Below are 12,858 nucleotides of genomic sequence, written 5' to 3'. Positions count from 1 at the left end.
AGCAGCTTCAACCCCAACGCGGTCAGCCCGGCCCGGGCCTATGGCCTGATGCAGTTGCTGCCCGCGGCGGCCGGCGACGTGGCCCGGCGCGGCCACCTTTCCGCGCGGACCGACGCTGTGTCGCTCTATGACCCGGCCAACAACATCGCGCTGGGCAGTGCCTATCTTGAACAGTTGATGCAGCGCTTCGATCAGGTCGTGCCGTATGTTCTCGCGGCCTACAACGCCGGTCCGCACAGGACCGATCAGTGGCTCGGGACACTGGGGGACGCAGCGCACAACCCGGCGACGCAGGACGCGATGATCGACTGGATCGAGTCGATCCCCTTTACCGAGACACGTGACTATGTCGAACGTGTCGAGGAGAACTTCGCCCTGTACCAGGCATCGGAACAACGCTGATGACCCTCGATCCCGCGACGCTCGACCTGTCGGCCGCACTGGTGCGCGCCCTCTCCCGCGACGGCCGGATGGTCGTCACCGCCGAGAGCTGCACCGGCGGTCTGGTCTCGGCCAGCCTGACACATCACGCGGGTTCGTCATCCGCCCTGTGCGGCGGCTTCGTCACCTATAGCAACGCCATGAAGCAGGCGGTTCTGGGCGTGCCGGAAGAGACGCTTATGCGTCATGGCGCCGTCAGCGCCGAGACCGCACGCGCCATGGCCCGGGGGGCGCTTGCTCGTGCGCCCGAAGCATCGATCGCTGTTGCGGTCAGCGGCGTCGCCGGCCCGGGCGGTGGAACGCCTGACAAGCCGGTGGGGCTGGTCTGGTTCGCGGTCGCGTGGACCGATGGCTCCGGCACCGACGTCCGAGCCGAACACCATGTGTTCGGCGGCGATCGCGCGGCTGTGAGGGACCAGTCGGTGCGCGTGGCCCTGGGCCTTATCGAGCAGGCGCGCCGGTCGCTTCAGGCCGCGTGAAGCGAAAAAGGCCGCCCCATATGGGACGGCCTTTGGCGCGGTCAGTCGAAACACCGACGACGTGTTATTGCGGCTGAGGCGCCGGCGCGTTCATGTCGCTGGCCGACGGCTGCATAGGCGCGGAGGCAGCCGCGGGTGCGGTCATGCCGGTGCCAGCTGCCGTCGTCGGCGCGGTATTCAGCGAAGTACCCGTCGTGATCGCCGCAGGCTGCGGCGGCGGGGTCATGCTGGCCCGGGCGTCGGCCAGGCTCTTGTCGTTCAATGCATCGGTCTGGCTCGCCTGCGCCGACGGCATGGCGGACTTGTCGTGATGACCATGGTGGTGGGTGGCTGCCACCACAGGTCCTGCAGCAAGCATGGCACCGGCGACGAGCGCGAACTGAAAACGTGAAGTCATTATGACGTTCCTTTCCCTGCGCATGCCTTGCGGCACGCCATCGGTCATCGAACGTGTCATCGTGCACAGAGTTCGCGAAAAAAATTCCCGCCGGTATCCGAGACTGTGGGCCTGCGCCTAGCGTCGGGTCGGCGTGACCGCGGGTGCGCCGGTGCCGCCCATGCCTTGCGATGCGCCATACACGTCCCGGGCGCGACGCAGAAACGCCGCCACCATCAGGCGTACGGCCTCGTTGAACACAACGCCGATCGCCGCCTGAAGCAGGCGCGACCGGAACTCGAAATCGACGAAGAAATTCACCACGCAGCCGTCAGCGTGGGGTTTGAACAGCCATACATTGTTCAAATAACGAAAGGGCCCACGCTCATAACGCACATCGACGCGCTCGGGCCGGTGCAGCGACACGCGGCTGGTGAACGTCTCTCGAAAAGGTCCGAATCCGATCGTCAGGTCCGCCACCAGTTCGGTGGCCGTACGCGTCCGGACCCGCGCCGCGGTGCACCACGGCAGAAACTGCGGATACTTACCCACATCGGCGACGAGTTCGAACAGCTGGTCCTGCGAGTAGGGAACCAGACGCTCCTCCGCATGGGTGGGCATCAGACGGCCACCGTTTCGGCCGGCTGGACGTTGGTCGCGGCCAGTCGTGCCTCACGCGTTGCCTTGAGTTCGGCAAAATCGGAATCCGCGTGATAGGACGAGCGTGTCAGCGGTGTGGCCGACACCTGCAGGAAGCCCTTCGAACGCGCCATGGACGCGTAATCGGCGAACTCGTCCGGGGTCACGAACCGGTCGACAGCAGCGTGCTTGGGCGTCGGCTGGAGATACTGGCCCATGGTGATAAAATCGACATCGGCGATGCGCAGATCGTCCATCACCTGCAGGATTTCCGGCCGTGCCTCGCCCAGGCCCAGCATCAACCCGGACTTGGTGAAGATGCCCGGATCCAGACGCTTGACGTCATCGAGAAGCCGCAGCGACTGGTAATAGCGGGCACCCGGACGGATCGTCAGATACAGCCGCGGCACCGTTTCGAGATTATGGTTGAACACGTCGGGACGCGCCGCCACGACGACTTCCAGCGCTCCGGGCTTGCGCAGGAAATCGGGTGTCAAAATCTCGATCGTCGTGCCGGGTGACGCGGCCCTCACCGCCCCGATGACCCGGGCGAAATGCGCAGCCCCCCCATCCGCCAGATCGTCGCGATCGACCGACGTGATCACCACATGGCGCAGACCCAGCTTGGCCACGGCGTCGCCCACGCGCGAAGGCTCATCCGCGTCCAGCGCATGGGGCAGACCGGTCGTCACATTGCAGAACGAACAGGCGCGGGTGCAGATCTCGCCCATGATCATCATCGTCGCGTGACGCTGCGACCAGCATTCCCCGATATTCGGGCATGCGGCCTCTTCGCACACGGTGGCGAGCTTGTTGTCGCGCATCAGGTTGCGCGTCTCGAAATAGGTCGGGCTGTTGGGCGCCTTGACGCGGATCCAGTCCGGCTTGCGCAGGATCGGATTGTCGGGCCGGTGGGCCTTTTCCGGATGGCGCGCGACACCGCCCTTGCGATGATCGATCAGAACGCGTGTGCTGGACATTGGCGGGCCATCCCGTTGATCAACTTTACTATGCACGCCCCTCGCGGCGTCACGACCTTACCAGCCATGCCGCCCACAGGTGGAATGCGGCGTCATGCACGTCAAGCACACATGACGCACGGCTCCTAGAAGTGAAGCGCGCCACCCCACGCGGCAAGAACCGCCTCATGCATCGACTCGGAGATGGTCGGGTGCGGGAACACCGTCTCCTTCAACTCGCCCTCGGTCAGTTCGCCCGTCTTGGCCACGACATAGCCCTGGATCATCTCGGTGACCTCCGCCCCGATCATGTGCGCGCCCAGAAGCTCGCCCGTCTCGGCGTCGAACACCGTCTTGACCAGCCCTTCGGGTTCACCCATCGCGATGGCCTTGCCGTTGCCCATGAACGGGAACTTACCGACACGCAGCGTGCGCCCGGTCGCCTTGGCCTTGGCTTCGGTCAGGCCCACAGACGCGACCTGCGGGCGGCAATAGGTGCAGCCCGGGATATTGGTGACGTCCATCGGATGAACCTCCCGTCCGGCGATATGCTCGGCGCACAGGACACCTTCGTGGCTGGCCTTGTGGGCGAGCCACGGCGCCCCGGCGACGTCGCCGATCGCATACACGTTCGGCTCACCCGTGCGGCAATACCCATCGACCTTGATATGGGTGCGGTCGACCTCGACCTTGGTACCCTCCAGACCGATATCCTCGACATTGCCGACGATGCCGACGGCCGAGATCACTTTCTCGACCGTTATCTCCCGCGTCTTGCCCGCCACCTCGACCGGGACGGTCACGGTGGCACCGTTCTTGCGCAGTGTCCCGATTTTCGCGCCGGTCAGGATGGTCATGCCCTGCTTTTCAAAAGCCTTGTGGGCAAGCGCGCTGATCTCCTCGTCCTCGACCGGCAGGACGCGGTCCATGGCCTCCACGACCGTGACCTCCGCGCCCATGTTCCGGTAGAACGACGCGAACTCGATCCCGATCGCCCCGGAGCCGATAACCAGCAGGCTCTTCGGCATCGCCTTGGGCACCATGGCCTCGCGGTAGGACCAGATAAGGTCCCCGTCCGGCTCGATCCCCGGCAGAACGCGCGCCCGCGCACCGGTGGCCAGAATGACGTTCCTCGCGGTCAGGGTCGCCACCGGCTTGCCGTCCTTGCTGACCTCGATCATGCGACGTCCGCGCGATACGCCGGCGAGTTTCCCCCGGCCGTCGAACACCGGCACCTTGGCCTTTTTCAGCAGATGGCCCACGCCGCCGGCAAGCTGCTTCGACACGGCCCGTGAGCGGGCGACGACCTTGTCGAAATCATAGGAGACATTTTCGGCCTTGAACCCGAACGGGCCGAGATCGTGCAGCAGATGATTGATCTCCGACGCGCGCAGAAGTGCCTTGGTGGGGATGCAGCCCCAGTTCAGGCAGATGCCGCCCAGATGCGTCGATTCGACAACCGCCACGTCGAGTTTGAGCTGCGCCGCACGCAGCGCCGCGACATAGCCACCGGGGCCGCCCCCGACGACGATCAGGTCGAAATCGGTCTTGCTCATGCCATATCCCTCAGACAACCAACGCCATCGGGGATTCGACCACCGACTTGAACACCGACACGAACTCGGCCGCCAGCGCGCCGTCCACGGCGCGGTGGTCCACCGACAGCGTGACGGTCATGACGGTCGCGATCCTAATGTCATCGCCCTTGACCACGGCACGCTTTTCACCGGCCGCGACGGCAAGAATGGCAGCCTGCGGCGGATTGATGATCGCCGCGAAATCCTTGACCCCGAACATGCCCATGTTCGAAATCGAGAAGGTGCCACCCTGAAACTCTTCCGGCTTCAGCTTGCCCGCACGCGCCTTGGCGATCAGTCCCTTTGCCTCGGTGCTGATCGTGCGCACGCTCTTGCGATCGGCGGCACGCACGATCGGTGTGATCAGACCATCCGGGATGGAAACCGCGACCGAAATGTCGGCGTCGTCGTAAAAGATCGTTGCCTCGTCCGTATAGGACACGTTGACGCCGGGCACACGCTTGAGCGTCACGGCGGCGGCCTTGATCAGAAGGTCATTGACAGACAGTTTGAACGCCTCCGGTCCTTCGGACGGCGACACGGCGTTCAGCTGCGATCGCAGGGCCAGAAGCGCGTCGAGTTCCACGTCGATCGAGACATAGAAATGCGGAACGGTCGACTTCGACTCCGTCAGGCGACGCGCGATGACTTTCCGCATCGACGAATTCGGCACGGCGCGGCTGCCGCCACCAGCGGGCGTCGCAGCCACGGACTTCGGCGCGGCTTTGGGTGCGGGTGTGTGACCCTCCACGTCCCGGCGCACGATCCGCCCGTACGGACCCGACCCGGTGATCGTCGCCAGATCAAGCCCTGCCTCCCTGGCCAGACGACGGGCAAGCGGCGATGCCACGATGCGGTTGGCCGGCTTGTCGGCGGGCTTTGACGCAGCCGTCGCAGGGGCGGCGACTGTGGGAGCATCGATCGTCTTCGCGACCTCTGCCTTGGTCGTGTTCTTCGGTGTCGGCGCTGAAGGCCCCTCCGGAACAGACTCGCCGTCCTCGACCAGAATGGCGATCGGTGCGTTGACTTTCACGCCCTCGCTGCCCTCGGCGACCAGGATGCGGCCCAAAATGCCCTCCTCGACCGCCTCGACCTCCATCGTGGCCTTGTCGGTCTCGATTTCAGCGATCACGTCGCCGGAGGCAACGGTGTCGCCTTCCTTTTTCAGCCACCGTGCCAGCTTGCCTTCCGTCATGGTCGGCGACAGCGCGGGCATCAGAATATCCACAGCCATGCGCGCCCCCTCAGACCAGCTTCTTTACGGCGTCGACGATCCAGTCCGGCTGCGGCAACGCGAGCTTTTCCAGATTGGCGGCGAACGGCATCGGCACATCCAGGCCCGCCACGCGCACAGGCGGCGCGTCCAGCCAGTCGAAGGCGTGTTCGATCACCTGCATCGAGATTTCCGCCCCGATGCCCGCGAACGGCCAGCCTTCTTCCACGCTGACCAGACGCGACGTTTTCTTCACGCTGTTGACGATCGTTTCGGTGTCGAGCGGACGTAGCGAGCGAAGGTTGATCACCTCGGCGGAAATCCCCTGCTCGGCCAACTTCTCCGCTGCCTCCAGAGCCACACCCACCATGATCGAAAACGCGGTGATGGTGACGTCCGTGCCTTCACGCTCGATCTTCGCCCGGCCGATCGGCAGGATGAAGTCCTCGTCCACCGGACACGGGAACTTGTGCCCATACAGGATTTCGTTTTCGAGGAAGATGACCGGATTGGGATCGCGAATGGCGGCCCGCAGCAGCCCCTTCGCATCCGCCGACGACCACGGTGCCACGACCTTCAGGCCCGGCACGTGCGCATACCAGCTGGCGTAACACTGGGAATGCTGCGCGCCGACGCGCGCGGCCGCACCATTGGGGCCACGAAACACGATCGGGCACCCCATCTGGCCGCCCGACATATACAGCGTCTTGGCCGCCGAATTGATGATGTGGTCGATCGCCTGCATGGCGAAATTGAAGGTCATGAACTCCACGATCGGGCGCAGGCCGGTCAGGCCCGCACCCACGGCAAGGCCGGTGAAGCCATGTTCGGTAATCGGCGTGTCGATGATCCGCTTCTCGCCGAACTCATCCAGAAGGCCCTGGCTGACCTTATACGCACCCTGATACTGCGCGACCTCTTCGCCGATCAGGAACACGTCCTCATCACGGCGCAGTTCCGCCGCCATGGCGTCGCGCAGGGCCTCACGCACCGTGATCTCCTGCGTTTCGCCCCATTCGGGCTCCGGCGCCACGGTGGCGGCGGCAGGGGGCAGCGGTGCCACGTCGCCCGATGGCGCAGGGGTCGCGGTGTCGGACGGCGCCGGTGTCTCCGCCGCCGGGGCGTCGGTCGCCGTGTCGTCCTCGCCCTCGGCCAGAAGCACGGCAATCGGCGTGTTGACGGCGACGTTCTCCGCTCCCTCGGGGACCAGAATACGGCCCAGCGTGCCGTCATCGACGGCCTCGACCTCCATCGTCGCCTTGTCGGTCTCGATCTCGGCGATCACGTCGCCGGACGACACCTTGTCACCTGTGGATTTAAGCCACTTGGCAAGTTTGCCCTCGGTCATGGTCGGCGACAGGGCGGGCATCAGAATTTGGGTGGACATACTTCCCTCAGGCCTCCAGCAGCACGTCGGTCCAAAGCTCGGACGGATCGGGCTCGGGGCTTTCCTGCGCGAATTGTGCCGCGTCGTTGACCACGGCTTTCACGTCGTTTTCGATCTCCTTGAGCGCCTCGGCGCTGACGCCCAGACGATCGAGTTCATGGCGAACCCGTTCGATCGGATCCTGATTGCGCCTGATATCGTCGACCTCGTCCCGCGTGCGATACTTCGCCGGATCGGACATCGAATGGCCGCGATAGCGATAGGTCATCATCTCGAGAAGGTAGGGACCGTTGCCAGCACGACACTGGGCCACGGCCTCCTCCACCGCTTCGTTCACGGCGACGACGTCCATGCCATCGACCTTGCGGCCCGGAATACCCCACGGCGCTCCGTTCTGCGACAGATCGGTCGAGGCGGACGCCCGCTCGACACTGGTCCCCATGCCATAGCGGTTATTTTCGATGACGAACACACACGGAAGCTTCTGCAAGGCGGCAAGGTTGAAGCTTTCGTAAACCTGCCCCTGGTTGGACGCACCCTCGCCGAAATAGGCCACCGAGACCTCGTCCGTGCCGCGATATTTGTTGGCGAAGGCCAGGCCAATACCAAGCGCCACCTGCGCGCCGACGATACCGTGTCCGCCGTAGAAATTCTTCTCGCGCGAGAACATGTGCATCGATCCACCCTTGCCGTGCGAGTATCCCCCCGCACGACCGGTCAGTTCGGCCATCACACCGCGAGGGGTCATGCCGGCCGCCAGCATCTGGCCGTGGTCACGATAGGAGGTGATGATCTTGTCACCCGGCTTGAGCGCCATCTGGACACCCACGACGACCGCCTCCTGACCGATATACAGATGGCAGAAACCGCCGATCAGGCCCATGCCGTAGAGCTGGCCGGCCTTTTCCTCGAACCGGCGGATCAGCACCATGTCGTGAAAGGCGCGCTTGAGTTCTTCGACCCCGAGCGCCGGTCCGTTATGACCGCCCCCTACGCCGCTTCCTTCTGCCATGATGTGTCTCCTCGTGCTTGCGCTCCGGAAAGATTAGCGCCGGAGCTTTCTGACCTGATTAGAGTGGGACGGACGTCAGTGAACGTAGACCCAAGCCTGTCATCCCGCGTCCTTCGATTGCCCGGCACCATAGTCTCCGCTCTGACCTCCCGTCTTGAGGGCGAGGCGGATACCATCCATCACCATCTCGCGATCCACGGCCTTGCACATGTCGTACAGCGTCAGACCCGCAACGGAAACGGCGGTCAGTGCCTCCATTTCCACACCCGTGCGGCCGGTGGTTCGCACCCGTGCGGTGATGGCGATCCCCTCCTCGCCGGGTGACAGGTCGATCTGCACCGACGACAGGGACAGGGGATGACACAACGGGATGAGGTCCGCCGTGCGCTTGGCGGCCATAATCCCCGCTATGCGCGCCGTGGCCAGAACGTCGCCCTTGGGCATCGTGCCCTGCACGATCCGCGCGACCGTCTCCGGGCGCATGCGGATCGCACCGACCGCCACGGCGTCACGCCGCGTCTCGGGCTTGTCCGACACGTCCACCATGATCGCCGAGCCATCGGGCCCGATATGGGTCAGGCCCTCTGCCATCAGGCAAAACCCAGCAGGCGGCGCGCGGCAACGCCCGGATCGTCCTCACGCAGCAGGGATTCGCCGACCAGCATGCCGCTGGCCCCGATCTCGCTCAGCCGCATCACTTCCTCATGCGTGCGGATGCCGCTTTCGGACACGACGATCCGGTCCGGAGGCACCAGCGGCGCGAGATCGAATGTCGTCTGGATGTCCGTCTGCAGGGTGCGCAGGTTGCGGTTGTTGATCCCGATCAGCGACGTGTCGAGCGCGAGTGCCCGGTTCAGTTCGGCCTCGTCATGAACTTCGACCAGTACGTCCATCCCCAGACCACGGGCGATATCCAGCAGTTCGGACGCCTGCATGTCCGTCAGCATGGCCATGATCAGAAGGATCGCATCCGCGCCGATGATCCGGCTTTCGTGAACCTGCCACGGGTCGAGCATGAAGTCCTTGCGCAGCACCGGCAGCGGACATGCCGCGCGTGCGGTCTTCAGGTCCGCCGTGTCGCCATGAAAACAGGACCCTTCCGTCAGTACCGAGAGACACGCTGCACCGGCCTGATGATAGGATTGCGCGATCGCCGCGGGATCGTAATGCGCCCGCAGGATACCCGCCGACGGCGAGGCCTTCTTGATCTCCGCGATCAGGCCGACCTGCCGGTCCGCCGTCTTCTGTTTCAGCGCCTGCCCGAATCCCCGAGTGGGCTCGTGCACTTCGCGCGCCTTGGCCGTGATGTCCTTCAGCGGCAGGATCGTCGCCCGCTGGGTCACGTCCACGCGCGTTCTGGCGACGATACGCGCCAGAACGTCGGGCATGTCGGTCCGCAACTCCCGCTTGACGAGTTCCGGAGCTACGGCCTGAACCGCAGAGGGCGGCACTGATGTGTCAGTCATGCTGTTCCTGTGTTCATGGCGGCGAGCAACTGGCTCGAAGACGCCTCGCGCAGCGTCCGCAGAACCTGCAGTGCCTGGCCGCTCGCCAATGCTGTGCCCACCCGTGTCACATTGTCCCGCAGGGCGGCGGGCGCAATACGTCCCTCGTCGAGAATGCCGCCTCGCCCGGCCACATGCAGGGCCACCGCGGCATTCAGCACCACGGTGTCGCGGTAGGGCCCGGTCGCGCCGCCCAGCAGCGCCTCGAGCGCCTGTGCGTTGTGCCGCGGATCACCGCCGACGATGGCCTCGATGGGTGCGGACGGCAGGCCCGCCATTTCCGCCGTCACGGTGAAGGTCCGTATCTGGCCGTCATCGAGCCCGACGACATGATTATCGCCTGCCAGGGTCAGCTCGTCCGTACCCCCGCGCGCCGTCTCTCCGTGCACGGCCCAGACGCAGGTGGCGCCCAGATCGCGCGCGGTCTCGACGACCGGCATCAGCCACGCGACATCGTAGACACCGATCAACTGGCGCCGGACGGCCGCCGGATTGGACAGCGGCCCGACGAGGTTGAACAGGGTGCGAATCCCTAGACCACGTCGCACGGGCGCCGCGTGGCGCATGGCGGGATGATGGTTGGGCGCCGCCAGAAACACCAGACCGGTGTCGCGCAACAGGCGCGACAGCACCAACGGGTCGTCCGGCATGCCGACGCCCAGCGCCGCGACGACGTCGGTGGCACCCGACCGCGACGACTGTGACCGATTGCCATGCTTGGCGACCGGCACCCCCATCGACGCCAGCACGAAGGCAACGGCCGTCGAGACGTTCAGAGTGCCGAGGCCGTCTCCCCCGGTGCCGCAGACGTCCACCGTGTCGGCCGGGACGTCCGACAGGCCGATCATCCGGTCGCGCATCGCACGGACGGCACCCGCCAGTTCGGCGGACGTCTCCCCCCGGGTGCGGAGCGCCATCAGAAAGGCCGCGATGCCGATGTCGGATATGTCGCCGTCCATAATGCGCCCGAACAGTCGCGCAGCACTCGCGGCGTCCAGCACGTCGCCCCGCGCCAGCCGCTCAAGGCCGTCGCGAAACTCGGGGTCGATCGAGGCGTCCGCCACCCGGGGCGCTCAGCTCGACGAGGCCATGGCGGGCGTCCGGTTGGCACCCCGCGCAAGCCCGAGGAAATTCGCCAGTATCTCGCGCCCATGCTCGGACGCGATACTTTCGGGATGAAACTGGACACCGAACACAGGCATGGTCCTGTGCCGCACGCCCATGATCACCCCGTCCGCCGTATGGGCGGTCACGGCGAGGCTATCCGGGACACTGTCGGGCGCGAGCGTCAGGCTGTGATAACGCGTCGCGTTGAACGGATCGGGCAGGCCACTAAAGACATCGGTGCCCTCATGGAAGACGGGGCTGATCTTGCCATGCATCGGGGTCGGCGCGCGTACCACCTCGGCCCCGAACACCTGCCCGATCGCCTGATGGCCCAGACAAACGCCGAACAGGGGGATACGTCCGGCCGCTGCCTCGATCAGGTCGCAGCAGATGCCCGCGTCGCTCGGCGTACAGGGACCGGGCGAAATGACGATCGCCTCGGGCTCAAGCGCCAGGGCCTGTTGCACGCTCAGCGAATCGTTCCGCCGCACGTCGCAGGCGGCTCCAAGCTCGCCGAGATAATGGACGAGGTTGAAGGTAAAGCTGTCGTAGTTGTCGATCAGCAGAATCATGGCGTCATGATGGCGTTACGGACCGCGCGGGTCAAATCCTCAGACGTCATCCCAGCGGCGCCCTGTTGCTGCCCGCGAACCGCACCGCTTCCTCCGCGGCCCTGAACAGCGCCCGCGCCTTGTGCTGGGTTTCGGCATGCTCGGCCTCCGGCACGCTGTCCGCTACGACGCCACAGCCGGCCTGAACGTGGATTTCGCCGTCTTTCACCACGGCCATTCGCAACCCGATGCACGTATCCATGTCGCCGTCCGGACCGAAATAGCCGATACAGCCGGCATAGGTAGCCCGCCGCGTGGGCTCGATCTCGTCAATGATTTCCATCGCGCGGATTTTGGGCGCACCGGTCAGCGTGCCGGCGGGGAACCCGGCGACGAGGGCGTCAAGCGCATCGAACTCGGGGCGCAGCCGCCCCTCCACGGTGGAGGAAATATGCATGACGTGGCTGAAACGCTCGATCACGAACTTTTCGCGGACCTTCACCGACCCCATCTCGGCCACACGCCCGACATCGTTGCGACCGAGGTCAATCAGCATCAGATGCTCGGCCAGTTCCTTCTGGTCGGCAAGAAGTTCACGCTCCAGCGCCAGATCCTCCGCCTGCGTGGCACCGCGCGGCCGCGTCCCCGCCAGGGGCCGGACCGTCATGACGCCTTCGCGCAGCCGGACCAGAATTTCGGGCGATGACCCCACGAGGCTGAACGCTCCGAAATCGAAATAGAACAGGAACGGCGCGGGATTGATCCGGCGCAAGGCACGATACAGGGCCAGCGGCGGCAGGCTGAAGCGGGCCGAGAATCGCTGGCTTGGCACCACCTGAAACGCGTCGCCCGCCGCGATGTAGTCCTGGATCCTGCGAACGGCGTCGCAGAACGCCTCCGGCGTGAACGTCGAACGCTGCGGCCCGATCTCGATCGCCCCGCTGGGCGACATGTCGGCGATGGCCAATGGCTCGGACAGGACCGATCGGGCACGCTCGATCAGCGCGCGCGCGGCCGCGACCGTGTCGCAGGCGGTATGCGCGCCACCGGGGCGTACGGACGCGACAAGGATCAACTCGTCCCGCACGGTATCGAAGATCGCGAACAGCGCGGGACGCAGCATCGTCCCCTCGGGAAGGCCGAGATCGTCCGGCGGCATATTGGGCAGATGCTCCATCTGCCGGACCATGTCGTAGCCGAGATAGCCGAACAGGCCCCCGGCCATGGGAGGCATACCTTCGGGCAGATCGATCCGGCTGTCCGCCATCACGGCCCGCAGGGACTCGAGCGGTGTGCCCGTGACCGACTCGAATCCGGCGTCATCGGCGGGCGTTCGGTTGAGCGCCGCGACGCCCCCGTGGCAGCGCCAGACCAGATCGGGCAGCAGTCCGATGACCGAATAACGCCCGCGCGACGTGCCGCCCTCGACACTTTCGAGCAGGAATGAGTAACGGCCATTGTCCGTCAGCCGTACCAGACGCTTCAACGCGGCGACCGGCGTCAGCAGATCGGCCACCTCGATCGACCACAGGAGCGAAGACTGCCCGGCGTTCAGCCGCGCGACCAGCACGTCATCGTCGGGCGGCGGGGGCAGCAGCCTGGTGTCGCTCAT

14 protein-coding genes are annotated in these 12,858 nt (G+C 65.4%); 2 read left to right on the top strand and 12 right to left on the bottom strand.

All coding sequences use genetic code 11. The annotated features are described in order from the left end of the window. Positions 1 to 402, top strand: a 402-nt coding sequence (locus HUK82_RS04435; protein WP_176612798.1) for a lytic transglycosylase domain-containing protein, incomplete at its 5' end; no start/stop codon positions are given. Continuing rightward, complete coding sequence (locus HUK82_RS04430) at positions 402 to 920, top strand: CinA family protein (protein ID WP_176612797.1); 519 nt, start codon at positions 402 to 404, stop codon at positions 918 to 920. The genes HUK82_RS04435 and HUK82_RS04430, both read left to right, overlap by 1 nt. Before the next feature lie 64 nt (positions 921 to 984). On the opposite strand, the gene HUK82_RS04425 is transcribed toward HUK82_RS04430, so the two are convergent. From HUK82_RS04425 to trpE, 12 genes are all read right to left on the bottom strand, one after another. After that, positions 985 to 1,365, bottom strand: a complete 381-nt coding sequence (locus HUK82_RS04425) for a hypothetical protein (protein ID WP_176612796.1) — start codon at positions 1,363 to 1,365, stop codon at positions 985 to 987. Between the two features lie 69 nt (positions 1,366 to 1,434). Continuing rightward, a complete protein-coding gene (locus HUK82_RS04420; protein ID WP_176612795.1) occupies positions 1,435 to 1,917 on the bottom strand; it encodes a type II toxin-antitoxin system RatA family toxin in 483 nt (160 codons plus the stop codon). Beyond that, positions 1,917 to 2,915 (bottom strand): lipoyl synthase, encoded by a 999-nt coding sequence (gene lipA, locus HUK82_RS04415; protein WP_176612794.1) that lies wholly within the window; start codon positions 2,913 to 2,915, stop codon positions 1,917 to 1,919. The genes HUK82_RS04420 and lipA overlap by 1 nt, the downstream gene beginning before the upstream one ends. A gap of 125 nt (positions 2,916 to 3,040) precedes the next feature. After that, entirely contained in the window at positions 3,041 to 4,450 is a 1,410-nt protein-coding gene (gene lpdA / locus HUK82_RS04410; RefSeq protein WP_176612793.1) for a dihydrolipoyl dehydrogenase, read from the bottom strand. 10 nt (positions 4,451 to 4,460) lie between these two features. After that, positions 4,461 to 5,705: a pyruvate dehydrogenase complex dihydrolipoamide acetyltransferase gene (locus HUK82_RS04405; protein ID WP_176612792.1), complete on the bottom strand. Its 1,245-nt coding sequence runs from the start codon at positions 5,703 to 5,705 to the stop codon at positions 4,461 to 4,463. 10 nt (positions 5,706 to 5,715) lie between these two features. Continuing rightward, positions 5,716 to 7,071 carry a pyruvate dehydrogenase complex E1 component subunit beta gene (locus HUK82_RS04400; protein ID WP_176612791.1) on the bottom strand — a complete coding sequence of 452 codons (1,356 nt, stop codon included), beginning with the start codon at positions 7,069 to 7,071 and terminating at the stop codon, positions 5,716 to 5,718. A 7-nt stretch (positions 7,072 to 7,078) separates the two neighbouring features. Then, positions 7,079 to 8,083, bottom strand: a complete 1,005-nt coding sequence (gene pdhA, locus HUK82_RS04395; RefSeq protein WP_176612790.1) for a pyruvate dehydrogenase (acetyl-transferring) E1 component subunit alpha — start codon at positions 8,081 to 8,083, stop codon at positions 7,079 to 7,081. Positions 8,084 to 8,182: 99 nt separating this feature from the next. Beyond that, positions 8,183 to 8,677 carry a cyclic pyranopterin monophosphate synthase MoaC gene (gene moaC / locus HUK82_RS04390; RefSeq protein ID WP_281414935.1) on the bottom strand — a complete coding sequence of 165 codons (495 nt, stop codon included), beginning with the start codon at positions 8,675 to 8,677 and terminating at the stop codon, positions 8,183 to 8,185. After that, positions 8,674 to 9,549 (bottom strand): indole-3-glycerol phosphate synthase TrpC, encoded by an 876-nt coding sequence (gene trpC, locus HUK82_RS04385; RefSeq protein WP_176612788.1) that lies wholly within the window; start codon positions 9,547 to 9,549, stop codon positions 8,674 to 8,676. The genes moaC and trpC overlap by 4 nt, the downstream gene beginning before the upstream one ends. Next, a complete protein-coding gene (trpD, locus tag HUK82_RS04380; protein WP_176612787.1) occupies positions 9,546 to 10,652 on the bottom strand; it encodes an anthranilate phosphoribosyltransferase in 1,107 nt (368 codons plus the stop codon). The genes trpC and trpD overlap by 4 nt, the downstream gene beginning before the upstream one ends. Positions 10,653 to 10,661: 9 nt before the next feature. Then, complete coding sequence (locus HUK82_RS04375; RefSeq protein WP_176612786.1) at positions 10,662 to 11,267, bottom strand: anthranilate synthase component II; 606 nt, start codon at positions 11,265 to 11,267, stop codon at positions 10,662 to 10,664. A gap of 46 nt (positions 11,268 to 11,313) precedes the next feature. Beyond that, positions 11,314 to 12,858, bottom strand: a complete 1,545-nt coding sequence (gene trpE / locus HUK82_RS04370) for an anthranilate synthase component I (RefSeq protein WP_176612785.1) — start codon at positions 12,856 to 12,858, stop codon at positions 11,314 to 11,316.

The organism is Ameyamaea chiangmaiensis (genome assembly GCF_013376175.1).
Taxonomy (GTDB): Bacteria; Pseudomonadota; Alphaproteobacteria; order Acetobacterales; family Acetobacteraceae; genus Ameyamaea; species Ameyamaea chiangmaiensis.
The sequence above is the reverse complement of the archived record's forward strand: the minus strand, read 5'-3'. Positions and strand labels throughout refer to the sequence as shown.